Raw genomic sequence first — 25,438 nt, forward strand, 5'->3', positions numbered from 1 at the left:
GAGAGTACGATGGGAAAACCAACAGGATTTATGGAAATCAAACGTGAAAAAGGGAAGGAACGTGACCCGTTAAAACGTTTAGGTGATTGGAAAGAGTATGCTGCTCCTTTATCTGATGAAGCGCTAAGCCGTCAAGGGGCACGATGTATGGATTGTGGCACACCTTTTTGCCACATGGGAATGGATATTAATGCTTTTACTTCTGGATGTCCAATCTATAACTTAATTCCAGAGTGGAATGATTTAGTTTATAAAGGACGCTGGAAAGAAGCTTTAGAGCGTTTAATGAAAACGAACAACTTCCCGGAGTTTACAGGACGAGTTTGTCCTGCTCCGTGTGAAGGTTCCTGTACGCTTGCTATTTCAGATCCAGCCGTTTCGATTAAGAATATCGAACGCGCTATTATTGATAAAGGCTTTGAGAATGGGTGGATTACTCCGCGAATTCCGGAGAAAAGAACAGGCAAAAAAATTGCTGTTATTGGCTCTGGGCCAGCAGGATTAGCAAGCGCAGATCAGCTGAACCAAGCGGGCCATTCAGTAACGGTATATGAAAGAGCAGATCGTGCTGGCGGTTTATTAACATATGGAATCCCAAATATGAAGCTAGATAAAGAAGTAGTGGAAAGACGTGTTCGCTTATTGACGCAAGAAGGTATTGATTTTGTAACGAATACGGAAGTTGGAAAAGACATTACTGCTGAAGAGTTAAAAGAACAATATGATGCTGTAATTTTGTGTACAGGAGCTCAGAAGCAAAGAGATCTAGTATTAGAAGGTCGTGAAGCAAAAGGAGTTCACTTTGCAATGGACTACTTAACAACTTCAACAAAAAGCCTTTTAGACTCTAACTTCAAAGATGGTCAATTTATTGATGCTGAAGGAAAAGACGTTATTGTTATTGGAGGCGGAGACACGGGAGCTGACTGTGTAGCTACTGCTCTTCGTCAAAAATGCCGCAGCGTTGTTCAGTTTGGTAAACATCCTCAGCTTCCTGCTGAGCGTACGGCAGATAATATGTGGCCTGAATATCCACATGTATTTAATCTTGAATATGCTTATGAAGAAGCACAGGCAAAATTTGGGGACGATCCACGTGAATATTCAATTCAAACGAAAAAAATCGTGGCAGATGAGCAAGGCAATCTAAAGGAACTTCATACGATTCAAATGGAAAAAGTAAAAGGTGAAAATGGACAGTACATTTTTACCGAAATTCCAGGAACAGAAAAAGTATGGCCAGCTCAGCTTGTCTTTATTGCGATTGGATTTGAAGGTCCAGAGCATCCGGTTCTATCAGCGTTTGGTGTTGAAACGAAAAATCGTCGCGTAGATGCAGCGTATGGAAATTACAAAACAAATGTTGAAGGTGTTTTTGCTGCTGGTGATGCTCGTCGTGGGCAAAGTTTAATCGTATGGGCTATTCATGAAGGTCGTGAAGTAGCTAAACAAGTTGATAGCCATCTAATGGGAGCAACTGTATTACCATAACAAAAAACCGTCACAATTGTGGCGGTTTTTTTGTTTATCTAGGATTTGGCACTTCATTTCCTCTACGTAAATTCTCAAATGAAACGGTTAAAATCGTGTTGGTAATTCGAACTTGTGAAGCGGGGGAAACGCTGTATAAGTTAAAAAGTTCAAATATCCAGGGGTCACGTTTTTTCAGCTGTCGCGCGGCTTTTTCGACGCGTTCGTTAATAGATCCGCTGTAATTGTTATAGTTATCCTCAACAAATCTTACAATGGAACGAAATAAGTATTCTGTTAGTTTGCTATCCATCCCGCCTCGTTGAGCATCTCTGTAGATGGACTGATACTGGCGTTTTAAAATTTTCATCACTCTGTCTACATCGCGTGTAGATCTAACTTCCTCTTCTTCATGCAGGATATAAGAAAATAAGTCTTCATTGTATCTATAAGGTTCTAAATAATTTTCATTCGTAGTAGGAACCACTGGATGGTAATAGCGCGGCATATAGGGGTAAACCCATTGACTGTACATGAAACATTCACACCTTCCTCGTTCATTTCCCATTAGTTTATGCACTAGCGTGCTAGCTGCTGCATGTTTGTTTTAAATAAAATTTAGGAGTTTGATAATAGGACCACCCTCTAAATTCTTGATAAGTCGATACAAAATAAATGTAAATCGGTGTATTTAGCAAGTCGGGATAATGTTGAAAAAACGCTTGGTCTCCGTAAAACATTGCTTCTAAAGCAAGGGGGAGTTCACGACGGAAAATCTGATAACGAAGCTGCGCTTGCTCGCGGCTGAACTTACCTCCGCTAACAAAAACTTCGCCTTGAATAACTGCTTGTCGGTCTGTTACGTGAAGAGCAGCCAGTACTTCATCACGCATATTTTCATCTATCGCCTTGTTGTTATATGAGCATCCGATGCTTAAAAAAAGCTGACCGGTTGTATCAGAATGAGTAAGAGTATATTTTCTTCTGGAAACCGGATAGGAGAAAGTAGCAGGGGGAATAAGAGTCGTAGAAAGTTTTGAAGAATTAAACGAACTCATAGTCATTGACACTCCTTTTTTTGAATAAATTTCAATATTATACGGCGCTATAGGCTCAGTTGTGATAAATGTCTACTTTCTTTCTGTAAGAAAGGCGTTTTGATGTACTTTTTGAGAAATGGATGGTAATATTTAACTAAAATTATGCGTGTACAGTCCCCAAGAGTGTCTTCAAAAGCAAATGTGAATGGAGGTTATCACTTGAATATCATAACGTTTGACGGTAAGTATGGAAACTGGCTAACGACTAAAAACCCTCTTCAATTTCAAGCAGCGACTGCCTATGGGAACATTGGGCTGGCTCCTATCTATTGGGGAACAAAAGAAGAAAAAAATGGATGGTATTACATGTATCAGCCTGAAGAAATAACGGGCGTTCAAGTAGAAGGTGAAGTTGACGGTGGTAAATTTCTCATTCGAATTCCTGATGATTGGAATGGAAAGTTAGTTATGTCAGGAGTTCCAGCTACCCGAGATGAGAAATCAACGGATTTACTATTCAGCGACTATGTGTTGGCAAAAGGGTTTGCGTTTGCTGCTTCTGATAAAGGAACTCAGGGAGAAGAAGTGCGAGATGATCCATTTGCTAAAGCAAAGAACGCTCTAGTCAAAGAAGAAGACTCCATTAGGAAATGGCATATTCAATACCGAGAAGTGACAAAAATAGCTCAGAGATTTTTGTTTGAAAATTATCGTCACAAACTTCAAAAAGAAGTGACAGAATATTTTGATATAAAAACGTATGCGTTAGGTATTTCTAACGGGGGTTATGTTGTTCGTTATGCTTTAGAAAACGATGGAAAAAATGGAGAGCCTCAGCTTTTTAATGGGGGTGTTGAATGGGAAGGGGTTATGTGGCGAGCTGAACACGATAACTTGATTACTTCCTTAACACCTGTTGTAAATCATGCCGAAGAAGCACTGTACACGGTAGGTGAATCGCAAAAAGAAGCTTTGCACCGTTTGTATCAGGCAGGGTTGCCAAAAGGATCTGAGTTTTTATGGCCATATCATGACCAGTATTATTGGTTTTTAACGCTTAATATATACAGAGATGAGTTTGACAGTCAAGCACCTGGAAGAATTCCATGGCAAAAATACTTGACGCTTTTTGAAAACGGAGTTAGAGATCGTTCGTTAGATTCTATTTTTGAAAAGTATGATTATCAAGAAAGACCCCAAGATGTAAAGCAAAGAGTTCGTGAAATTGAAAATACAGGTGATATTTCCGTTCCGTTGATAAGCATTACAGGGTCGTTAGATGCTCTTATTTTTCCGGATATTCATGCTTATCCGTATGAACAACTGGTAAAAGATTCTGGTAAGCAGCACCTTCATCGTCACTATGTAATTGAAAATGGAAACCACATTGATAGCTTAGTATGGAACCATCAAATTGACCCAGATCGAAAGCTTCAGCCTCTCCTGCCTTATGTGTATCAAGGATTTGAATTGCTATGTGATTGGGTAGAGAATTTTGAAGAACCTCCGAAAAATAAGAAAATAAGTGCGCCTCTCAAGGAAATGCATGTAAAGGATCTAAAAACAGAGGAAGACGTGCTGCCGTTGACTACAAAGAAAAGCATATCAACAGAAAAATAAATCGTCGAAAACCGTGCCGAAGGTGCGGTTTTTAATTTGGAAAAGCAACGTTTGAATAAAAATAGCTTTGGTGAATACAAAATATTATAGTACGATAAGAACGGAATATACGTTATTTGTTATTTATTTTCATCTATTTAAAATAAAAATATTAAAAACATTGAACAAAACCGAACTTTTGTGTTAGATTAATAACTATAATTCGTACATTTATTAAATGGCTACAGTTGAAAGGAGCAAAAAACATCATGACAGCGAAAGTAATTAAAGGAAAAGAAGTAGCGCAAGAACTGCGCGCCGCATTAAAAGAAGAGGTAGCTCAATTAAAAACAAAAGGTATCGTTCCTGGTTTAACCGTGATTTTAGTAGGAGAAAATCCTGCGTCCCAATCATATGTAAAAGCAAAAGCAAAGGCTTGTGAAGAAATCGGTGTTGCATCTGAAATTATCAAACGTGACGTAACGATTACGGAAGAAGAGCTTTTAAACGAAATCCATCACTTGAATGGAAATCCATCTGTTCATGGTATTCTTATTCAACTTCCATTACCAAAACATATTGATGAAAAGGCAGTATTAAATGCTGTATCTCCTAAAAAAGATGTAGATGGCTTCCACCCAGTAAGCGTAGGGAATATGGTTATTGGCGATGAGTGCTATTTACCATGTACACCACACGGTATCGTTGAGTTAATTAAACGTTCAGGTGAAGAAATTTCAGGTAAACATGCGGTAGTAATTGGGCGAAGCAATATTGTTGGTAAACCAGTATCCATGCTGTTACTTCAAGAAAGTGCAACGGTAACAATTGCTCACTCTCGCACAAAAGATTTATCTGCTTTAACAAAACAAGCTGATATTCTTGTGTCAGCTGTAGGACAACCTAGACTTATCAAAGCAGATGATATTAAGCCGGGTGCCATTGTAATTGATGTAGGTAACACAATGGAAAATGGTAAACTTGTTGGTGATGTTGATTACGAAGCGGCTTTAGAAGTTGCAGGTTATATCACACCAGTACCAGGCGGAGTTGGTCCGATGACCATCACAATGTTATTAAAAAATACGGTAGACGCTGCTAAAACAATTAATAACGTAAAATAATAAGAAGTAAAAAAGAGGCTGAGACAAAGGTATTTTCGTTGAAGGAAGATCCGAACGAGTTTGATTCTTGATTGAGAATCAAACTCGTTCGGATTTTTTCATTGATAAAGTCAACATAGGTTTCATGTATGGAGGTGCTTCTAGCTGGTGATTGGAGAGCAAGGCGAAGACTTCCGCGGAAATCAATAGCGGTGTTACAAGCGATCCATACTAGAGCATTTATCCAGTTTGTTCATCTTTGGGTTGGATTGATTTCGCTATGTCTGAATCTTTTTTTGCTTCAGTAATGGAATGGAGGCTAAAAGAATAGAATGTAACAACCTGTATACAAAGAGGAGGAAGCGATGGTTACGTTACCTGCAACCGTATATTCTCAACAAATGGTGAAGAAAAAGTTAAACGTTTATTATCCAGTTGTACATTTGACTAATCAAGCTGTTCAGCACAGCATGAACAGTAAAATTTTGCAGCGCACGAATGAATTAATTCGTCAGCAGGGATATGGAGAAAATCCAGATACAGAAGAAACGGGTTACTATGAGTTGAAAACAAACGAGCGAAATGTGCTCAGCTTAACACTTGTCAATTTTGCTTATTCTGGGGGAGCGCACGGATTGACCGTGGTCGTTCCGTTAACGTTTAATGTGCTGACTGGAAAAACGTATCAACTCAAAGATCTATTTAAAAAAGACAGTAATTACGTGAGCGTTCTTTCTAAAATAGTAGGAGAGCAAATAAAAGAGCGCGATATTATGGTTCTTGGAGAATATAAAGGAATTAAACCAGATCAAGATTTTTATATCGCCGATAAATCACTTGTGCTCTTTTATCAGCTGTATGACCTGGCTCCTTACGTATATGGAATTCCTTACTTTCCCATTTCTATCTACGCTATTCAAGATATTATTGAAGATGAAAGTCCACTTGGACAAATGTTTGGATAAAGTTATAAAAAATTGCGGTGCGGCCGTACGTATCTTTTTAATTCGGCCGCTAACTGCTGACGAAGCGAACGAACGCCAATCGCTTCAGCAATATCTTTTGCTACAGGAAATACCCCAATATTAGTGATATGAACACGAAGATAACCCTCATACAAGCATCCTCGCTCCGCATGCTTGATTTTGGTGCGTACCACAGCTTCTATTTTATCGTTTTCATTTTGCAATGAGTAAGAATCTGTAATATGAAAACGAAAAGAATATTCCTCCATCACCATCATCCTTTTTTCTATGATATGTACTAGCATACTATACAAATAGTGAATCAGAAAAAATAAATGTGTCAAAAAGACAAAGCGCAAAGCAATTAAGGAAGCAGTTTCTTGCATGTAATGATCCTTATTTGTGAACGATAACAGAAAAAGACAAAAAGCTGGAGTTGCGATGATAAAAATAGCATTCAAAGGATTACTTATTATTTTATCTTTATATATTCTGTACGTGGTTATAACCGCGGTGGTTCTCTTTTATGTACCTTTAAAAACAGGAGAGGAAACGACCTCAATTAAACCGGCTAGCTTTTTTGGTCACAGTGAGTCTACGGACCGAGTGAGACTTCTTGAAGATGGTTACGAGGCAGGAAGAGTTCGTATTCAAATGATTCAAGAAGCTGAGAAATCGATTGATATTGCATATTACTCAATAGGAAAAGGAGAGTCAACTGATTTAATTATGGCCGCTCTTTTTAAAGCAGCTGATCGAGGCGCCCATACTCGCGTTCTTTTAGACGGGGTAGCTAACGGCTTGCGTGGAAACCGAAGAGGCGTGCTCTACGCATTAGCATCACATCCTAATATTGAAGTGAAGTATTATGAATCGTTTCAATTGTTTAAACCTTGGGCGTGGCAAAATCGTATGCATGACAAAATAATGATTGTAGACGGACAGCTAGGCATAATAGGGGGACGGAATATAGGGGACAAGTATTTGGCTAAAAAGCCTCCTCCAGACTTCGTCTATGATCGTGATGTCTTCATTACAAACAGCAAACATAAACAAGATAGCGTCATCACTCAAATGCAAAATTATATAAATGAACTATGGGCTCATCCTTACACTAAAAAAGCTTTTTATCATCTCACACAGTACCAGGTCGATCAGGGAAAGAGGATGAAAGCTTTGCTGCTGCAGCAATATGATAAAGCTAAGCAAGTAGGAGAAACGTTTGCGACGCCTAAGATTAATTGGAATGCTTCCACTGTTCCTACAAAGCGTGTTTCTTTTATTCATAATCCAATTGAACGCTTTAATAAAAGACCTTTTATGTGGAAAACTTTTATTAACCTGGCAGAAGGAGCTAACCGCTCTGTTCTTATTCAAAGTCCTTATGTGGTGCCAACCAATGCGATGAGAAAGTATATAACACTGAAAAAGAATCCAGCTGTTCAATGGACGCTACTCACAAATTCAGTTACATCTACGCCCAATGTGTTGGCTTTTTCCGGGTATATAAGTATGCGTGATACGATTATAAAGACAGGTGTAAAGCTTTACGAATACCAAGGACCTTATTCGATCCATGCAAAGTCTGTGATTTATGATCAAAGACTCAGCGCCGTAGGCTCTTTTAATTTAGATTCCCGTTCTACATTTTTGAATAATGAATCAATGGTCATTATCGATAGTCAAGAATTTGCAAAAAAGTTGAAGATAGCGATGGAAAACAAAATGGATAAAAGTATCCTTATTGCCAACCATAAGCGATGGATTAAATCTCCTGACATCCAAAAGAAAGAAGAACCTGTTATGAAGCGAACCTTCCTATACGCCCTTGCAAAAGTGACGAGGTTTTTTAAGGAATTTATTTAAACAACCGGCAGTAGAACAAAAAGCACTCAATGGATATACCATTGAGTGCTTTTTGTTACATATCTTATAAATAAGTGAATAAACACATTTGTCACATTATGTAAATTATCCCCTTTTATTTACTGGGGAAAATCGGTAGTATAAACATAATAAACAAAAAGGAGGAAGGTACGTGGAAACCGCCGTTTTAATGAAACCAGATGCAGCTTATAAAAAGGCTTATATGAGCTTTTATCATGAATGGAAAGCAAGCGGAGAAAAAATGATTCCGTGGGTAATTGCTAAAGATCCTGCTTACTTTGAAAAAATGGTTCAAGAGTTGTTAGATGCAGAAAAAGGGATCGGATTAAAAAAAGGATATGTACCCGATTCCACCTACTGGCTAATGCATCATGAAAAAGTAATAGGCGTAGTTAATATCCGCCATGAGCTAAGTGAAATACTTCGAAACAGCGGAGGGCATATAGGTTATGGTATTCGGCCAAGCGAAAGACAAAAAGGATATGCGAAGCTGCTACTGAAGTTATCTCTTCAAGAAATTAAAAAGCTGGGAGTTCAACGGGCATTAGTTGTGTGTGATGATTGGAACACCGCTTCTCGTCGAACTATTCTGGCAAACGGTGGTATACAAGACGAGGATTATATAGAAGAGGATGGAGCTGTTGTTCAACGTTTTTGGATTCATACAGATAAAATGGCATAAGAAAGAGGTGAATTTTTCAATTCTCCTCTTTTATGCTTAGTCATATTGTTTTAAAGCTAACTTCAGCCGCATATAGGTATACATGGCGTATGCCTGTCTTCCTTTTAAACTGTACGGATTTGCTTTGGAGCAAAGACAGTCAAGAAATTGCTCATCACATGAGCGGCATGATCCATAATCTTCATAGCATAAATCATGGTATTTACAGCAGCAGTCTACATCATTTATAGGACATCCAGGACCACTGCATCCGGGACCACACCATTTATAGCCGGGGAAGAGGCAGGGCGTGGCTTTCCGTTTGTTCGGAACAGACATAATCATACATCCTTTTCAATAGTCTCTTTACATTAAATGCAAAAAAGAGAAAAGAGACAGGGACAAACACCTTGCAGCAGCAGCCTAATTTTTATGAATTTCTATTTAATCGATAAATGCGTCATTCATCCGCATTAGTAGTTTGCCAAACAGCTCCTTTTCTTCACTTGACCATTTTTTTAACATACTATGATAGCGTTCAAGGCGCATTTGTTTATCAGTTTGCAGCATGCGTTTTCCACGTGGTGTGATGTCAAATAGGCTGACGCGTCCATCCGAAGGATCGGAAGAGCGGGAAATAAGCTTTTTGTTTTCTAAAGCAGCAGCTTGTCTAGACAGAGTTGAAATGTCGAGTTTAAACGCTTCTGCTAGCTCTTTTACACGAGCTGGTCCAAATTCATCTAATTGCCGCAATAATAAATAAGCTGATCTTTCTAGATTTCCTATTTTATTTTCAGAATTATCAAGATAGACGGCTCGTCTAATAAAGGTAGTAAGTTCATATTCAATCAATTCAATTGAATTTTTTTCTTGCATTATAATCTCTCCTTACAAAATCATTCATTGACAAAGAAATATATACTTGTATAATACAAATGTATATATAGTTGTATAGTACAAGTAAAAGTAGGTAAAGTAAAGGGTGTCTATATAGTTTAATGTTAGACAACATGACAAAATAAAGAGAGGAGGACAGCTGTTCTTTATCTATAGGACAGTTACCTATAATGAAAGTGATACGAATCATTTTACAAATCGCGATTCTTTATGCTTTTTCTATGATTGGCGAAGCTGTTCACCACATACTTCACCTGCCTATTCCAGGCAGTATTATAGGCTTAATTTTAATGCTCATTTGCTTAACGTGCAAAATTGTTCCCATCAAAGTGATCGAAGACGGAGCAAGCTTCTTGTTATCTTTTTTACCTTTATTATTCATACCAGCTATGGCAGGAGTGATGAATTATCCTTCGCTTCTTTCAAGCAGCGGAGCGATTTTGTTTTTAATTATTGTGCTTAGTACAATAATTACGATGGCCTCCGCGGGGGCTGCTAGCCAACTTTTAGAAAAGAAAGCGAACAAACGAAAGGAGAAACAACAGTGCAAGAATTCTTTATCGCGCTCTTTATAATCATAGCTACAGTTGCTCTGTATCTAGTCATGGCGAAAGTATACGTACGGTTCTCCTACCCAATTCTTATTCCAGTTTTAACTACAACCGTATTCGTTATTCTTCTTTTACTTGCTTTTCATATTTCCTATGACGAGTATATGATTGGGGGCAAATGGATTAATTCACTTCTGGGGCCAGCGGTTGTTGCATTAGCGTATCCACTGTATAAACAGCGTGAGATGCTAGTGAAATACAGCATTCCTATTATTGGAGGAGTGTTTGTAGGATTATTTGCAGGCATGATTAGCGGACTTGTGTTCGCTGAAGTATTCGGCATTGACCGAAGCCTGATTTTATCCATTGTTCCTAAGTCTATTACCACTCCCGTTGCAATTCAAATTGCCACGGGACTAGGAGGGGTTCCATCCATGACTGTGGTATTTGTTATGATTGCAGGCTTTTCGGGAGTAATTCTTGGACCTTTACTTTTAAAGTGGATTCGTATTAAAAGTTCTTTAGGAAAAGGAATTGCACTAGGCAGCGCTTCTCATGCGCTAGGAACTTCTAAAGCATTTGAATACGGTGAACTAACGGTATCGATGAGCTCAGTATCAATGACGTTAAGCGCTGTAATGGGCTCGGTTTTTGGGCCGATTGTTGTCTGGCTATTCCAAGTGTAAAGTGAGATAAGTAAATACAGAAAACAATCCTGTTTGAGTTCAAACAGGATTGTTTTCTGTGTCAAATTACGAATTTTATTCGCAGCAAACTTTCAGTTGTACGGCTCTTACTCTGGTACTATAATAAAAAGAAAGAAAATTCATAAAATAACCGCTTTTTTGTTATTTTTAGGAAGGCTAGTCAATTGTCGGATGGGTAAGTAGGCTTAGTCAAGGTTATATACGCAGTAAAAATAGCAGAAAAGAGGAGCTGAACATATTTTATGAAAGAGGAGCTCGTGTATATAGGAAAAAAGATTCTTGAACATAAATATAGCTTGTCAGAAAAATTAGCGGAACGTTTAGATTCTACACATACGCTAAGTATAGAGGAATTAAAAGAAAAGAAAATTTTGAAATGGCGAGTGTCAATTATGGAGTACTTTGGAAGAGCGCTATTTGAAGAACAAGAGGCTATCCTTAAACTTGTTAAAGAATGGGCACTTGACACGGGAAAATATGCAGTGGAAAAAAATATTCCTTTAGAAAAAGCACTCGGTATCCTCCCAATCTATCGCAGCGTTATTTGGGATGTATTTACAAGAGAACTAGAGGAGCATCAGTTTGCTGCAATTACCATGCTGCATGTCAGTGAGCGAATCGATCCGCTTTTAGATACGGTAACATGTGTTTTTGGTCAAATTTATGATGAGCATAATCGATATATGATGAATTTAGCTTACACGTCATTAGAAGAACTGTCAGTTCCACTCGTGCCTGTCACAAAAGGTATCGCTATTATGCCGATTATTGGAGAAATTGATACTTATCGCTCGCAAGTTATTATGGAAACTTGCTTGAAAAAAGGGACAAGCCTTCAATTATCCTATCTTATTTTGGATATTTCAGGTGTCGTGATTATTGATACAATGGTAGCAGACAATCTTTTCAAAATTCATCGATCTCTCAAATTAGTAGGAGTGGAAGCTATTATAACAGGGATACGACCGGAAATTGCCCAAACGGTAGTGAAACTGGGAATTGATTTTAATCAAATTAAAACAGAAGCAAATTTAGAAGCAGCGCTTTTAAAAATTGGGTTTAGACGTCCTGAAGAACATAGCCGCGCGCATATGTCATCACGGCGCATAAAATGACCGGCTATGAGCATGCAATGGAGATATTCATTCTTCTAAACGTCGGTATGAAATATGGATTTCAGCAGATAGAAAGTAAGCGCATAGTAAAAAAGCGGATGTTCATTAACATCCGCTTTTTTACTTAATAAATGCCATATGCCATGGTAGCACAAAAGCATAAACGAGGAAGTATACCACTATTGAATAGATAAAAAACCAGCCGTTTAAATGCATATAGCCACTTTTAATCATTCCGTATTCTATGAGTAGTGAACCAGCGCAAAAGAGAAGTGATAAAACCCATTTATTTTTAGCTGTTAAGTAAGTCAAAAATAAAACAGAAAGGGAAGGTGGAATAAATGTATAGCTTAGAATATCTCCAAGTCCTGTAACTGTTGGATCTCCCAAATCAATCATGTTAAAAACACGCGTAATGATAACATCACAAAGCCATCCGACAAATCCAACTACGCAAAACGTGATATAAAAATCTCGCCAAGTTAGCTGTCGTTTAAATAAGATAAGGGCAAGAATAAATAAACATAAACTAACGGTAATCGGAAACCACAAACCATGTGCAGATAAGTCTAAATGCTGAATTGCTTGCTCCAACATTGTTCATCTCAAAAGAAAGAGTTAGTGTTGAAGTTAGCCTATGTTATGGAAAGTATTTTATACATTTTCTACGCGTTGCGTGTATATTCTTCTCGCAAGATTGAATATAACTTTAAGTCTTGATGAGCTCCCTTAATAAACATGGCTTTTCGAATCGTTCCTTCATAAGACATACCGATTTTTTTCATCACTTTCTCAGAAGCGGCATTTTCAACAAAGCACCTCGCCTGAATGCGCACTAAATCCATTTTTTCAAATCCAAACGCAATTACTTTTTCAGCTGCCTCCGTAACAAATCCCTTATTCCAATATGCTTCAGAAATCGCATAGCCAATTTCCGCAATGCGATGAGTAGGATTCCAAGTGACAAAGTCAATGGTGCCAATACATTTTTTCAAGGCTTTGATTTCCATAGCCCAAGGAGAAATGGATTGGTTGCTGTACTGCTTCAAAACGAAGGAAACAAACTCTTTTGTATCTTGAAGCTTTCGGTGCTTTTCCCAATTTACATATCTGCTTACCTTTTCATTTGAGGCATATTCAAACATGTCACGCACATCTTTTTTGGTAACTTTCCGCAAGCGGAGTCTTTCTGTTTCTAGTGTGGGTAAATTTCCGTATATATCTTTTACTTGAATCATAAAGTTGTCTCCTTTCTCAGCAAGAAGTGGATGAAGTGTTGATAATAATGTTTCATAGAAGCTGCGGCATTCCAAGAATATGCTTTCTATTTCATGTGCTTGATTCTTTAATTGTAAAATATTTCATTGGTGAGCGTAAGAGGTCAAATAGGTTTTTAAAAAATAAAAAATTATTTTTTCTGTTCATAATCAGTTCACATATGCTTGTTAGACTAAAGTCAGAAATTACGAAGGAGTGAAATGAAACACATGAACAGTGAAGTGAAAGAAGAACGAACTTCAAATAAAAAAAGAATAGACTTATTTTTAGTTCCCATTGTTTTAATTGCAGCATTTTTGAACTTATTTAAAATTTGGACAGATGAATACGCCAACGCTTATTACACGGCAGCTGTCAAAAGTATGCTTCAGAGTTTTCATAATTTCTTTTACGCATCTTTTGATCCAGGAGGCTATGTAACGATTGATAAGCCGCCGGTTGTGTTTTGGATTCAGACAATTAGTGCCAAAATATTTGGATTTCACGGATGGAGCGTCATTCTACCGCAAGCATTAGCTGGCATCGGTTCAGTCCTTTTACTATACGTACTCGTAAAACGTACGTTTGGCGTATGGGCTGGGAGATTTGCTGCTCTTGCCATGGCTCTGACGCCAATTGTACCTGCGGTAAGCCGAACAAATAATATCGATAGTATGCTTGTATTTACATTATTAGTAGCAACGTGGATGTTATTTCGTGCTGTGCGTACGGCTAAATTTGGCTGGGTGTTAGCAGCTTTTGCGATGATTGGTGTTGCATTTAATATGAAAATGCTTCAAGCATACATGGTTTTACCAGCATTTTATGTTTTCTATGTAGTGGCAACCAAAATCACTTGGAAAAAGAAAATTGCTTTTTTAACAACAGCGACTGCACTAATGCTCGCGGTTTCTGTCTCATGGGCAGTTGTAGTGGATTCAACTTCTGCTGATAAGCGACCTTATATGGGAAGCAGTCAAACAAATTCAGTTCTAGAGCTTGCTTTTGGATATAACGGTATTAATCGTTTAACTGGAAATACAAGCGTGACGGGAAGCAGTCATAAACAGCCTGCTCAAGCTCAGCAGCAAACAGCAAGCAGTGAAACAAAACAAAATAGTAATTCAAGTGCTGATTCTTCACAAAGCTCAAATCAAAGAAAGAGCAGCTCTTCTCAAAAGATGCAGGCTCCAGGCGGAGGGAATCAAAACGGAATGTTCAACACGGGGAATCCTGGTCCCTTCCGACTATTCCAAAAAGGTTTATCAGATCAAATCAGCTGGTTATTACCATTTGTAATCTTTTCAATCGTGGGTTTATTTGCCGGAGTAAAATTTAAAGGGCCTTACACGACAAAACAAAAAGAAAGTTTATTTTGGTTAGCGTGGCTGCTACCAGTAGCTGTCTTCTTTAGTATCGCAGGATTTTTCCATCAGTATTATTTAATTATGCTGGCACCTCCAATCGCTGCATTTGCCGGAGCGGGAGCAGTAGCTTTATGGAGCATGTACAAACAGCATAATGGCTGGAAATCATGGCTGCTGCCAGGTGGTATTTTAACAACAGCAGCACTTCAAGTATATATTATGTCTCCTTATGTCAGCTCAATCGGCGTAGCGCCAATTGCAGGTGTAGGAGCACTGGGCGTCATTTTAGCTCTTGTTTTAGCTGTTCGTAAACAGCGTAAAAATTCGTTGACGAATTACCTAGGAGCCGCAGCGATGGTTGTCTTACTTGCGATGCCGGCGTACTGGGCGATGACACCAATTATTTATGGTGGAAATAGCATGCTTCCAGCAGCAGGTCCTGATTCTTCAAGCGGTATGGGAGGACCTCCAAGTACAGCTACAAATAGCAAACAGTCTGGCTTTAACGGCATGCAGCCTCCAGGAAGCTCTAGCGGCAATTCATCATCGAACAATCAAATGCAGCCGCCAAGCGGTTCATCCAATAATAGTAAAATGCCAAATAGCTCTTCAAGCAAATCATCATCTTTAAAACGAAAAAGTGGAGGGATGAACGCAGAAGTAAACCAAAAGCTACTAAACTATTTAACAAAAAATAATACAGGTGAAAAATATTTATTTGCCACAACGGATTCAACTTCAGCTGCGCCTTACATTATCAAAACGGGCAAGCCAGTAATGGCAATGGGTGGATTTAGCGGTTCAGATCCAATTTTAACGGTAAGTAAATTAAAAGCCATGATTAAAAAAGGTGAAGTGAAATATTTCTACTTGTCTGGAATGGGCAAGGGAGGTCAATCTGACGTTATCACGTGGATTAAAGAAAATAGTAAGGAGATTCCTTCTTCCAATTGGCAGTCTACTTCATCAAGTGCTCAGCAAGGGCCATCTGGAAACGGAACACTATACGAAATAACGCTTAAATAAGGAGGACATGAACATGAGTTCAATTGTTAAATATTCTATTGTTGTTCCTGTCTACAACGAAGAAGAAGTGATTCATGAAACCTACCGCCGTCTCACAGAAGTGATGCGTTCAACGAAAGAAGCTTACGAGCTTCTTTTCGTGAACGACGGCAGTAGAGATCGAACAGCACAAATCATTAAAGAGTACAGTGAGCAAGACCCAGCGGTTGTTTTATTAGATTTTGCCCGTAACTTTGGTCATCAAATTGCTATTACAGCTGGTATGGATTATGCAAGAGGAGAGGCGGTCGTCGTGATTGATGCTGATTTGCAAGATCCGCCCGAATTGATTTTAGAGATGATTGAAAAATGGAAGCAAGGGTTTGACGTTGTATACGCTAAGCGTACAAAGCGAAAAGGAGAAACATACTTCAAAAAACAAACGGCTGCTATGTTTTATCGCTTCTTACGTGCAATGACTGATATTGATATTCCGCTTGATACAGGGGATTTCCGTTTGCTAGATCGCAAAGTGTGCAATCAAATGAATAGCATTCAAGAAAAAAATCGCTTTGTTCGCGGATTAGTAAGCTGGGTTGGATTTAAGCAAATAGCAGTAGAATATGAGCGAGACGAGCGTTTGGCCGGGGAGTCGAAATACCCTTTGAAAAAGATGCTGAAGCTTTCAATGGATGGCATTACATCTTTTTCCTATAAACCATTAAAGCTAGCTAGCTATGCTGGTGTAACTCTATCTGGTATCGGTTTTATTTATCTTTTAGTGGTGCTGTATTTGAAGTTATTTACAGACAGCACCATCACCGGGTGGTCGTCATTAATTGTCATTCAGCTATTCTTTAGCGGCATCATTTTAATTATTCTTGGGATGATTGGAGAATATATTGGCCGCATCTACGATGAAACAAAAAATCGTCCACTCTATATCGTCCGTGAAAAGTATCAGCTTGAGCCACGCAAGGAAGTATCACTTCGTGACTAACAAATGGATATCTTTTATTAAATTTGCGTTAGTAGGAGTTGTAAATACACTGATTGATTTTGTAGTATACGCACTTTTAACAACAATCGGTGTTAACTACATACTAGCGCAGTGGATTTCATACAGTGCGGGCATTTTAAACAGTTATGTCATGAATCGCAAATGGACGTTTGAGAGAAAAGAAAAAAGCAGTAAGCGTGAAGTGATTTCATTCGTGATCGTAAATTTGATCACTTTATCCCTAACATCCTTTCTGTTGACTGTTCTATATAATAAATGGGGTATATCGCTGCTAATCAGTAAACTTTTAATTACAATCGTAAGTGTCGGTATCAACTTTATTGGTACTAAATTATTTGTATTTACTACTAAAAAAGAAAGAGGGATTCATATATGACGATAAAAAAAGCAGTTATTCCAGTAGGCGGTTTAGGAACTCGGTTTTTACCAGCGACAAAAGCGCAGCCGAAAGAAATGCTGCCAATTGTTGATAAGCCTGCTGTACAATATATTGTAGAAGAAGCTGTGAAATCAGGCATTGAAAGTATTATTTTTATTACAGGGCGAAACAAAAAATCAATTGAAGACCATTTTGATAAATCAATTGAGTTAGAGCAAATGCTTGAAGAAAAGCACAAGTTCCAAATGCTAAAAGAAGTACAAACGATTTCATCAATGGCCAGCATTCACTATATTCGTCAAAAAGAGCCGTTAGGACTCGGTCATGCTATTCTTTGTGCCGAGCAGTTTATTGGAGATGAGCCGTTTGCCGTTCTTCTTGGAGATGATATTATGACTTCTGAAGAACCTGCGCTCAAACAGATGATCCAAGCGTATGAAACGACTAATCAATCAGTTATCGGAGTTCAAAAAGTGGATGTTGAAGAGGTATCGAAATACGGAATCATTCAGCCAAAAAATAAATCCGGCAGCCTTCACGAAGTGAATGACTTGATTGAAAAACCATCGATAGAACAAGCTCCGTCAACTATTGCCGTTATGGGCCGCTACATTTTAAACCCTTCTATTTTTTCTTATCTAAAAACGATTGAAAGAGGGGTAGGAAATGAATTACAATTAACAGATGCACTGCGTGTAGTATGTGAAAAAGAGAGACTGTTTGCTCTTGAACTAGAAGGGCAGCGCTTTGATATTGGAGATAAGGTAGGCTATATGAAAGCGATGGTAGAAGTTGCGTTAAAGCGCAGAGATTTACGTCAAACGTTTTTATCATATTTGGAGGGAATTGTAGAAAAAGAACGAGCAAACAACTTCAGCTAATAAGAGTTAATCAGTTTGTTCATATTCAGTTCATATTTGAAGTATAAAATCATTGTGTGATCTTATGTGGCTCTCTGTTTACTATAGACAGAGAGCTTACTGTGCGTAAAAGCTGGACAAACTTAGGAATAGGGAGAGACATGTATGATTCAAATATTAGTTGCAGATGATGATCAACATATTCGAGAGCTGATGTCATTATATTTAGAAAATCAAGGATTTAAAATTATAAAAGCAGCAGATGGTGAAGAAGCATGGGCGAAAATGGAAGAGTTTCGAATTGATCTAGCAGTCGTTGATATCATGATGCCATTTAAAGACGGATGGGAACTTACAAAGGAAATTAAGGAGTATTTTGATATACCGGTTTTAATGGTAACAGCTAGAGGCGAATCGCATGATAAGCTAAAAGGATTTGATATCGGAACAGACGACTATGTCGTGAAACCTTTTGATCCTCAGGAAATGGTTGCTCGTGTAAAGGCTCTTTTACGCAGGTACCGAGTAGAAGCTAACAATGTAATTTATATGGGGAATGTAAAATTGGACCGTACCAAATTAGAGATGAGTGCTGGAGAAGCAAGCGAACAGCTGCCTTTAAAAGAGTTTGAATTACTGTTCACGTTAGTTAGTTCTCCTGGAAAGATTTTTACCCGTGATCAGCTTATTCAATTAATTTGGGGATATGATTATGAAGGAGATGAGCGCACGGTAGACGTTCATATAAAACGTTTGCGGGAGCGGCTTAATCATATAGAAAACGTCGGAATGGCAATCAAAACAATTCGCGGACTAGGCTATAGAGCAGAAGGGTGTTAACGTGAAGTCAATTTATGTAAAGCTTGTACTGTCGTTTATTATTACGATTTTATTGAGCGTTGTGATTACTGTCGTCGTCACGACATTTCTTAGTAAGCAGAAGCTGGAAATGCGATTAGGTCAGGATATGGTGAAGATGGGAGAAGATTTTATTGACTTGTACGGAGCAGAAGACTCCGACAAAGCTGCAAGGTTTTTATCTAATTCATCTTTTATTCATTTTTCGTTTATTATTATTGATGATCAGCATGAAGAAAAAGTATTAGGACAGCCAGGACCGCCTATTCCAATTACACCGCAAGAAGTGGATCAAGTATTAGACGGGAAGCGTTATTCTAATTTAAACGAGGAAAAAGGTGATCGTCCACAGCCAAACGTAGTGGGTCTTCCTTTTAAAGAAAACGGAAGGTCGTATGCTCTATTTATTCAGTCTCATCCACAGCGACAATTTTCAGTTATTCAAGATGTTCAAAATATCCAGCTTATTACGATTTTATTAGTAGGTATTGTATTATTTGCATATGTTTCAACGATTATTATTAAACCGATTAAGCGTCTCAGTACAGCAATGAAAGTGGTCGGACAAGGTGAATACAATGTACAAGTGGAGCACGCAGCGAATGATGAAATCGGTCTGTTAACTAAAAACTTTAATCAAATGACCAAAGAATTAAACAAGATAGAAACGATGAGGCAAGAGTTTATTGCTAGCGTTTCGCATGAAATTCAATCACCGCTGACTTCTATTCGCGGTTTTTCAGCGGCACTTAAAGATAATATCGTCAGTGAAGATAAAAAGATACAATATTTAACGATTATTGAAAAAGAAAGTACAAGACTTTCTCAGCTTAGTTCCAATTTGCTAAAGCTTGCTTCTCTTGATTCCGAACATCAAACGCTAATGCTGCAGCAATACCGGTTAGATGAACAAATCAGGCATGTGGTCATGGCTTTAGAACCTCAGTGGACAAAAAAGAACATAGAAATTGACCTTGATTTATCCAATGTTCAAATGGAAGCAGATAAAGATTTGTTAGAGCAAGTTTGGCTAAATTTAGTAACAAATGCTATTAAATATACGCCTGAAAATGGATTTGTGAAAATATCCATTCATCAAAAAAACGAAGAAATAGACGTGAAAATAAAGGATAAGGGAATTGGTATTGCACAAGAAGATCAAAAATATATTTTTGAAAGCTTTTATAAAGTAGATAAATCCAGAACGTTAAAAGGAAGCGGCCTCGGTCTAGCCATTACAAAAAAAATTGTGCGACTGCATGAGGGGGCAATTCGTGTTGAAAGCAAAAAAGAAGAAGGAAGTACTTTTACGGTAACCCTGCCTATCCAAAAAAATAGGAATAAAAAAGACTCGTCTGTGTAAGTTCATCCAGATGAGTCTTTTTTATTAGGTCAAAGATATAAAAAAAATTAATAATATCTATTTATTTTTTTAATTCCTACTTGACATATAGGTAAAGTGTAAATAATATAGATAGTATAAATCTTTTGAAAAAATTGGGATGCTAAAGAAGCTGATCGGTCAACCGAAGGCTCATACTTGTTCGCTACTAGTGTGGGCCTTTTCTGTACATTGGTTGTGATCATTAAAATCTCAATCTTCAACTGAACATATGGGGAGGATTACCATGTATTTATCTTCTGCACATTATACAAGTACTTATAGATGTTGTTCGCTTTGTTTATTCAACTGCAACTAAAATATAAATTTATCTATGAATAGGAGAATGATAAAATGGCTTCAATTACACAAGAAAAATTAGATTATATTGTTAAATTACTAACTGAAATCAACTATGGATCTGTACTAATTACTCTTCACGACGGACAAATTACTCAAGTGGACAGCACGGAAAAAAACCGCTTTTTAGCTAAAAGCAAAGTAGCAAGCCACAAATAAGCCTATTTGAATACGTATTTAGAGAAACTGAAGGGCCAGCCTAGCTAGCGAATGCTTGACGGTGGGGCAAGCAAGTACTGTATTAAATATAGAAAACGTGCGTATTCGAAGAAAAATTGACTTTCTTTCCGGTTAAAGATTTAGAATTTTTTGAATTAAAATTGTGTCATAGGTTGTATGAGTATGACGATGAGAAGTGTAAAGCTGCTAAAGCAGCAGCTTTATACTTTTTAAAATTATGAAAATCTGACAGTTTCATTCCTGTGCTGACCGGATTACCGAAGGCTTCTGACTTGTGTTAGGAGTCTTTTTTTATTCTTAAATTAATATAAGTAGGAGGAGAAAAGATGGAAAATTTATTACGAGTAGCGGTGCGGCAAAGAAAACAATACCTCATTGAAGAGTTACTGAAAAAAGGGATTTACAAAAAAGAAAACCATCATCTTTTTGAACTTACACTCTCTGACTTAGAAAAAGAGTATCAGGCACGCAGTAAGTAAGGAAAACACGTAAAAAGAACTAAAATAAGTGTAAAAAAGATTAAAAACCTAGTTGACTAATAGGTAAAGTGTGTTTATTATAAAAACAAGAATAAATTGTCTTTTCAGAAAGTATCTTCTTTTTATTCTTACGAATAAATTTAATAAGAATAATTTAAGAGCATATACGCTGATCAGACTAACTGAAGGCTGCTTCTCTTTTCAAAGAGATAGCAGCCTTTTTGTATTTTTTTATAAAAAGGGGAGTAAAACATGAAGAAAAAAGCAGTTCAGTTTTTAATGGTGCTAACAGCACTGCTCGTCGTGCTAGCAGGTTGCGGCAATGGGAAATCTACTGAAACAGCAGGGAAAGATAGTTCTGCGAATAAAACCGATTCAAAAAAATCAGTAGAGCTTTTAAACGTTTCATATGATCCTACACGTGAGCTTTATCAGGAGTTCAATAAGAGCTTTGCATCTTATTGGAAAGATAAAACAGGGCAAGACGTTACTATCAAGCAATCACACGGTGGCTCTGGTAAGCAAGGCCGAGCAGTTATTGACGGTTTGGAAGCGGATGTAGTAACGCTGGCGCTTGCTTACGATATTGATGAAATCGCTCAAACTCGCCAATTATTAAACAAAGACTGGGAAAAAGAATTGGCTCATAATTCTACACCATACACATCAACAATTGTTTTTTTAGTTCGTAAAGGAAATCCAAAGGGAATTAAAGATTGGGATGATTTAACGAAAAAAGGTACATCCGTTATTACACCAAATCCAAAAACTTCTGGAGGCGCACGCTGGAATTATTTAGCGGCTTGGGCATACGCGAAGAATAAATATAACGGAGATAACAAAAAGATTGAAGACTTCATGAGTAAACTTTATGGAAATGTCGAAGTGTTAGACTCAGGCGCACGCGGAGCGACAACTACGTTTGTAGAACGGGGCATTGGAGACGTGTTAATTGCATGGGAAAATGAAGCTTACTTATCGTTAAATGAGCTAGGAAAAGATAAATTTGAAATTGTAACACCGTCATTGAGTATTTTAGCAGAACCGCCTGTTGCTGTAGTAGATAAAGTAGCTGAAAAGAAAGGCACAACAAAGGTAGCAAAAGCATACTTAAAATACTTATATACAGAAAAAGGTCAGGAAATTGCAGCGGAAAACTATTATCGTCCTCGAAATGAAAAAGTATTAGAGAAACACAAAGATCAATTCCCTTCGCTTAACCTAGTCACGATTAAAGATTTTGGCGGCTGGAAAAAAGCTCAAGAAACTCATTTTAATGATGGGGGAACATTCGATCAGATTTATCAGCCAAAGTAATATGATGCATTAAAAAAAGTAAATGAGGAAGATACGAATGGTAATTCGTAACTTCTGTGTACATGTATCTTGAAAGCAGAGAGAGGTGTAAGAAGTGAGCGTGTTACAACGACAGAAGAAAAAGAAAAGCATCTTACCTGGATTTGGGCTTTCTTTAGGTTTTACGATGTTTTATGCAAGTGTCCTTGTGCTTTTTCCGTTAGCTATGATTTTTTTAAATACGGCATCTATGGGATGGAGCGACTTTATTAAAACTGTTACGGATTCTAGAGTAGTAGCATCATATAAATTAAGTTTTGGAGCAGCATTTGCAGCAGGGATTATTAATGTTATTTTTGGAACTATTATTGCATGGGTATTAGTGAGATATCATTTTCCTGGAAAGAGGTTTATTGATGGACTTGTAGATTTGCCGTTTGCTTTACCAACGGCTGTTGCCGGCATTGCCTTGACCACTCTTTACATCCCGAAAGGATGGATTGGTCAATTATTTACGTTTAAAATCGCATTTACGCCTATCGGAATTATTATCGCTCTGACGTTTATTGGTCTGCCGTTTGTTGTCCGAATGGTGCAGCCAGTATTGCAAAACTTTAATGCAGAGATCGAAGAAGCATCTGCTAGTTTAGGAGCCAGCCGAATGCAAACGTTCAGAAAAGTTATTTTTCCAGAGCTGGTGCCTGCTATTTTAACAGGCTTTTCTCTTTCATTCGCAAGAGCGCTTGGAGAATACGGGTCAGTTGTTTTTATTGCTGGAAATATGCCGATGAAAACTGAAATTACGCCGCTTATTATTATGACAAAACTCGAGCAGTACGATTATGCGGGCGCTACTGCTATTGCATCAGTCATGCTCGTTGTATCATTTTTTCTGTTATTACTTATTAATATTATTCAATGGTGGACAAATCGTAAATTTGTACATAGTTAAGGAGGGATGACATTGGCAGGACATGTTCCAATGCAGCATGCAAAAACGACTGTTAAACTTAATCATTCTAGTTTAAAAGAGCCCAAAGTCGTCCAGTGGCTGCTTACATTTATTGCACTGGCTTTTTTAGCTCTATTCTTAGTGCTCCCGCTCATCACCATTTTTATGACAGCTTTTCAAAAAGGGTTGGAAACGTATCTCGCTGCGATTACGAATCCGGATGCTTTGGCTGCTATTAAACTAACGCTAATTGTGGTGCTTATTACCGTTCCTTTAAATGCCGTTTTCGGCGTGATAGCTGCATGGTTAATTACAAAGTTTGATTTTAAAGGAAAGAATATTTTAATTACGCTTATTGATTTGCCGTTTGCAGTTTCGCCTGTTATTGCTGGATTGGTTTTTATTTTATTATTTGGTGCACAAGGGTTATTCGGAGAATGGTTGTTTAATCAAGATATTAAAATTGTCTTTGCTATTCCCGGTATTATATTAGCTACTCTTTTTGTAACGCTGCCGTTTGTTGCCAAAGAATTGATTCCACTCATGCAAGCTCAAGGGTCAGCCGAAGAAGAAGCGTCGTTAACGTTAGGAGCCAGCGGTTTCAAAACTTTTTTTCTAGTGACGTTACCTAATATTAAATGGGGCTTATTATATGGCATTATTTTATGTAATGCGCGGGCGATTGGGGAGTTTGGAGCTGTTTCCGTTGTGTCTGGGCACATTCGAGGAATGACAAATACGATGCCTCTTCATATTGAAATTCTCTACAATGAATATCAGTTTGCAGCCGCATTTGCGGTAGCTTCTTTAATGTCGGTTCTAGCTATTTTTACCTTAATTGTGAAAAACATTATCGAGTGGAAAGCCAAGCATATTTAAATAGGAAGGAGCTTATGAGATGAGTATCCATATTAAGCATGTATCAAAGAACTTTGGTGATTTTAAAGCGCTGGATTCTATTAACATTGATATTCGAACGGGTGAATTAGTAGCTTTACTCGGTCCGTCCGGTTCTGGAAAAACATCTTTGCTTCGTATCATTGCCGGTCTTGAACACCTTGATCAAGGAGCTATTTTATTTGATGGAAAGGAAATTACGCACGTAAATCCAAAGGAGCGAAATGTAGGGTTTGTTTTTCAACACTATGCTTTGTTCAGACATATGACTGTATTTGATAACGTTGCGTATGGTTTAAAAGTACGACCTAAAAAAACAAGACCTTCTAAAACAGACATTACCAAGAAAGTAACCGAGCTGCTGCAGCTTGTTAAACTAGAGCCGCTTGCCAATCGCTATCCCTCTCAATTATCGGGCGGACAGCGCCAGCGAGTAGCGCTTGCTCGAGCGTTAGCAGTAGAACCGAAAGTACTGTTATTAGATGAACCTTTTGGCGCTCTGGATGCAAAAGTTCGCAAAGATTTGCGCAGGTGGCTGCGTAAATTGCATAATGATTTTCATATTACGAGTATTTTCGTTACGCATGATCAAGAAGAAGCTTTAGATGTGGCCGATCGTATTGTTGTGATGAACAACGGGAAAATTGAGCAGATTGGAAGTCCTGAGGAAGTATATGATCATCCTAACAGTCCATTTGTGTACGATTTTTTGGGGAACGTCAATTTATTCAAGGGCCGCATTCATAAAGGCAGACTAAAACAAGGAAGCTTTGAAATGGATGTTCCAGAGTTTAGCGGAAGAAATGAAGAAGCAGCTGTTGGATACGTGCGACCTCATGATATTCACCTTGAAAAGGTAAAAACAAGCACAGATGCTGTTTCTGCAACCGTTAGCTATATTCATGTGATAGGGCCTATCGTGCAAGTTGAATTAAAAAGAGAAGATGCAGAAGAATTTTTAGAAGCTGAATTGAGCAAAGAGCACTATAAAGTCCTCAGTCTTCAAGTGGGAGAACAGGTGTATGTAAAGCCTAAGCAGCTAAAGGTATTTATTCCAGAAGATTATTCTATTTAATAAAAAGCGTAAAGGGTATGCCTTTGCGCTTTTTATCTGCTAATAAATTAGTATCAGATATTAAAAGTAGGTGTTA

General features: G+C 37.9%; 28 protein-coding genes. 21 read left to right on the forward strand and 7 right to left on the reverse strand.

What is annotated here, in order from left to right:
• Nucleotides 1–9: 9 nt before the first annotated feature.
• Nucleotides 10–1,491, forward strand: a complete 1,482-nt coding sequence (gltD, locus tag ACN6NE_RS21805) for a glutamate synthase small subunit (protein ID WP_129708665.1) — start codon at nt 10–12, stop codon at nt 1,489–1,491.
• 34 nt (nt 1,492–1,525) lie between these two features.
• On the opposite strand, the gene ACN6NE_RS21810 is transcribed toward gltD, so the two are convergent.
• Together ACN6NE_RS21810 and ACN6NE_RS21815 are read right to left on the reverse strand one after the other, a co-directional pair.
• A complete protein-coding gene (locus ACN6NE_RS21810) occupies nt 1,526–2,005 on the reverse strand; it encodes a hypothetical protein (RefSeq protein ID WP_474327209.1) in 480 nt (159 codons plus the stop codon).
• A gap of 52 nt (nt 2,006–2,057) precedes the next feature.
• Nucleotides 2,058–2,528 (reverse strand): staygreen family protein, encoded by a 471-nt coding sequence (locus tag ACN6NE_RS21815; protein WP_129708668.1) that lies wholly within the window; start codon nt 2,526–2,528, stop codon nt 2,058–2,060.
• A gap of 201 nt (nt 2,529–2,729) precedes the next feature.
• Between ACN6NE_RS21815 and ACN6NE_RS21820 the strand changes: the two genes are divergently transcribed.
• From ACN6NE_RS21820 to ACN6NE_RS21830, 3 genes are all read left to right on the forward strand, one after another.
• The gene (locus tag ACN6NE_RS21820) at nt 2,730–4,130 is read left to right on the forward strand and encodes a tannase/feruloyl esterase family alpha/beta hydrolase (protein ID WP_129708671.1); all 1,401 of its coding nucleotides are present in this window, start codon (nt 2,730–2,732) and stop codon (nt 4,128–4,130) included.
• Between the two features lie 248 nt (nt 4,131–4,378).
• Entirely contained in the window at nt 4,379–5,233 is an 855-nt protein-coding gene (gene folD / locus ACN6NE_RS21825; RefSeq protein WP_028408722.1) for a bifunctional methylenetetrahydrofolate dehydrogenase/methenyltetrahydrofolate cyclohydrolase FolD, read from the forward strand.
• 344 nt (nt 5,234–5,577) lie between these two features.
• Nucleotides 5,578–6,177, forward strand: a complete 600-nt coding sequence (locus ACN6NE_RS21830; protein ID WP_057243784.1) for a DUF3298 and DUF4163 domain-containing protein — start codon at nt 5,578–5,580, stop codon at nt 6,175–6,177.
• Nucleotides 6,178–6,179: 2 nt separating this feature from the next.
• On the opposite strand, the gene ACN6NE_RS21835 is transcribed toward ACN6NE_RS21830, so the two are convergent.
• Nucleotides 6,180–6,446, reverse strand: a complete 267-nt coding sequence (locus tag ACN6NE_RS21835) for a diaminopimelate epimerase (RefSeq protein ID WP_474327212.1) — start codon at nt 6,444–6,446, stop codon at nt 6,180–6,182.
• 172 nt (nt 6,447–6,618) lie between these two features.
• On the opposite strand from ACN6NE_RS21835, the gene ACN6NE_RS21840 reads away from it, so the two are divergent.
• Nucleotides 6,619–8,043, forward strand: coding sequence for a phospholipase D-like domain-containing protein (locus ACN6NE_RS21840; protein WP_474327214.1), 1,425 nt, complete (start codon nt 6,619–6,621; stop codon nt 8,041–8,043).
• 190 nt (nt 8,044–8,233) lie between these two features.
• On the forward strand, nt 8,234–8,746 hold the full coding sequence (locus ACN6NE_RS21845; protein WP_035335711.1) for a GNAT family N-acetyltransferase: 513 nt from the start codon (nt 8,234–8,236) through the stop codon (nt 8,744–8,746).
• A gap of 36 nt (nt 8,747–8,782) precedes the next feature.
• Here ACN6NE_RS21845 and ACN6NE_RS21850 read toward each other — a convergent pair whose 3' ends face one another.
• Both ACN6NE_RS21850 and ACN6NE_RS21855 read right to left on the reverse strand, forming a co-directional pair.
• Entirely contained in the window at nt 8,783–9,070 is a 288-nt protein-coding gene (locus tag ACN6NE_RS21850) for a phospholipase (protein ID WP_306461257.1), read from the reverse strand.
• 99 nt (nt 9,071–9,169) lie between these two features.
• A complete protein-coding gene (locus ACN6NE_RS21855; RefSeq protein WP_016763912.1) occupies nt 9,170–9,601 on the reverse strand; it encodes a MarR family winged helix-turn-helix transcriptional regulator in 432 nt (143 codons plus the stop codon).
• 191 nt (nt 9,602–9,792) lie between these two features.
• Here ACN6NE_RS21855 and ACN6NE_RS21860 point away from each other — a divergent pair, with 191 nt between their 5' ends.
• The 3 genes from ACN6NE_RS21860 (at nt 9,793) to ACN6NE_RS21870 (ending at nt 11,995) form a co-directional block, all read left to right on the forward strand.
• Nucleotides 9,793–10,197, forward strand: coding sequence for a CidA/LrgA family protein (locus ACN6NE_RS21860; RefSeq protein ID WP_474327217.1), 405 nt, complete (start codon nt 9,793–9,795; stop codon nt 10,195–10,197).
• Complete coding sequence (locus tag ACN6NE_RS21865; RefSeq protein WP_129708682.1) at nt 10,167–10,859, forward strand: LrgB family protein; 693 nt, start codon at nt 10,167–10,169, stop codon at nt 10,857–10,859. Before ACN6NE_RS21860 ends, ACN6NE_RS21865 begins: the two co-directional genes overlap by 31 nt.
• A 263-nt stretch (nt 10,860–11,122) precedes the next feature.
• The gene (locus ACN6NE_RS21870; protein ID WP_474327219.1) at nt 11,123–11,995 is read left to right on the forward strand and encodes an STAS domain-containing protein; all 873 of its coding nucleotides are present in this window, start codon (nt 11,123–11,125) and stop codon (nt 11,993–11,995) included.
• 120 nt (nt 11,996–12,115) lie between these two features.
• Here ACN6NE_RS21870 and ACN6NE_RS21875 read toward each other — a convergent pair whose 3' ends face one another.
• Nucleotides 12,116–12,592, reverse strand: coding sequence for a hypothetical protein (locus tag ACN6NE_RS21875; protein WP_129708688.1), 477 nt, complete (start codon nt 12,590–12,592; stop codon nt 12,116–12,118).
• Between the two features lie 68 nt (nt 12,593–12,660).
• Nucleotides 12,661–13,233 (reverse strand): GNAT family N-acetyltransferase, encoded by a 573-nt coding sequence (locus tag ACN6NE_RS21880; protein WP_474327222.1) that lies wholly within the window; start codon nt 13,231–13,233, stop codon nt 12,661–12,663.
• A gap of 240 nt (nt 13,234–13,473) precedes the next feature.
• Here ACN6NE_RS21880 and ACN6NE_RS21885 point away from each other — a divergent pair, with 240 nt between their 5' ends.
• From ACN6NE_RS21885 to ACN6NE_RS21940, 12 genes are all read left to right on the forward strand, one after another.
• Nucleotides 13,474–15,645, forward strand: coding sequence for a glycosyltransferase family 39 protein (locus ACN6NE_RS21885; protein ID WP_474327224.1), 2,172 nt, complete (start codon nt 13,474–13,476; stop codon nt 15,643–15,645).
• Between the two features lie 13 nt (nt 15,646–15,658).
• Complete coding sequence (locus tag ACN6NE_RS21890; protein WP_129708694.1) at nt 15,659–16,624, forward strand: glycosyltransferase family 2 protein; 966 nt, start codon at nt 15,659–15,661, stop codon at nt 16,622–16,624.
• A complete protein-coding gene (locus ACN6NE_RS21895; RefSeq protein WP_129708696.1) occupies nt 16,617–17,021 on the forward strand; it encodes a GtrA family protein in 405 nt (134 codons plus the stop codon). Before ACN6NE_RS21890 ends, ACN6NE_RS21895 begins: the two co-directional genes overlap by 8 nt.
• The gene (gene galU / locus ACN6NE_RS21900; protein WP_129708699.1) at nt 17,018–17,905 is read left to right on the forward strand and encodes a UTP--glucose-1-phosphate uridylyltransferase GalU; all 888 of its coding nucleotides are present in this window, start codon (nt 17,018–17,020) and stop codon (nt 17,903–17,905) included. The genes ACN6NE_RS21895 and galU overlap by 4 nt, the downstream gene beginning before the upstream one ends.
• 144 nt (nt 17,906–18,049) lie before the next feature.
• Entirely contained in the window at nt 18,050–18,724 is a 675-nt protein-coding gene (locus ACN6NE_RS21905) for a response regulator transcription factor (RefSeq protein WP_474327227.1), read from the forward strand.
• A gap of 1 nt (nt 18,725) precedes the next feature.
• Entirely contained in the window at nt 18,726–20,105 is a 1,380-nt protein-coding gene (locus ACN6NE_RS21910; protein ID WP_474327229.1) for a sensor histidine kinase, read from the forward strand.
• 372 nt (nt 20,106–20,477) lie between these two features.
• Nucleotides 20,478–20,642, forward strand: a complete 165-nt coding sequence (locus ACN6NE_RS21915) for a YezD family protein (RefSeq protein ID WP_013056824.1) — start codon at nt 20,478–20,480, stop codon at nt 20,640–20,642.
• A gap of 347 nt (nt 20,643–20,989) precedes the next feature.
• Complete coding sequence (locus tag ACN6NE_RS21920; RefSeq protein WP_129708707.1) at nt 20,990–21,142, forward strand: Fur-regulated basic protein FbpA; 153 nt, start codon at nt 20,990–20,992, stop codon at nt 21,140–21,142.
• Nucleotides 21,143–21,394: 252 nt separating this feature from the next.
• A complete protein-coding gene (locus ACN6NE_RS21925; protein ID WP_474327232.1) occupies nt 21,395–22,459 on the forward strand; it encodes a sulfate ABC transporter substrate-binding protein in 1,065 nt (354 codons plus the stop codon).
• 94 nt (nt 22,460–22,553) lie between these two features.
• The gene (gene cysT, locus ACN6NE_RS21930) at nt 22,554–23,390 is read left to right on the forward strand and encodes a sulfate ABC transporter permease subunit CysT (RefSeq protein ID WP_474327234.1); all 837 of its coding nucleotides are present in this window, start codon (nt 22,554–22,556) and stop codon (nt 23,388–23,390) included.
• A gap of 12 nt (nt 23,391–23,402) precedes the next feature.
• Complete coding sequence (gene cysW, locus ACN6NE_RS21935; RefSeq protein WP_474327236.1) at nt 23,403–24,269, forward strand: sulfate ABC transporter permease subunit CysW; 867 nt, start codon at nt 23,403–23,405, stop codon at nt 24,267–24,269.
• 19 nt (nt 24,270–24,288) lie between these two features.
• Nucleotides 24,289–25,362, forward strand: a complete 1,074-nt coding sequence (locus ACN6NE_RS21940; RefSeq protein ID WP_474327238.1) for a sulfate/molybdate ABC transporter ATP-binding protein — start codon at nt 24,289–24,291, stop codon at nt 25,360–25,362.
• Nucleotides 25,363–25,438 lie beyond the last annotated feature (76 nt).

This window comes from Priestia sp. 53B2, assembly GCF_056099005.1.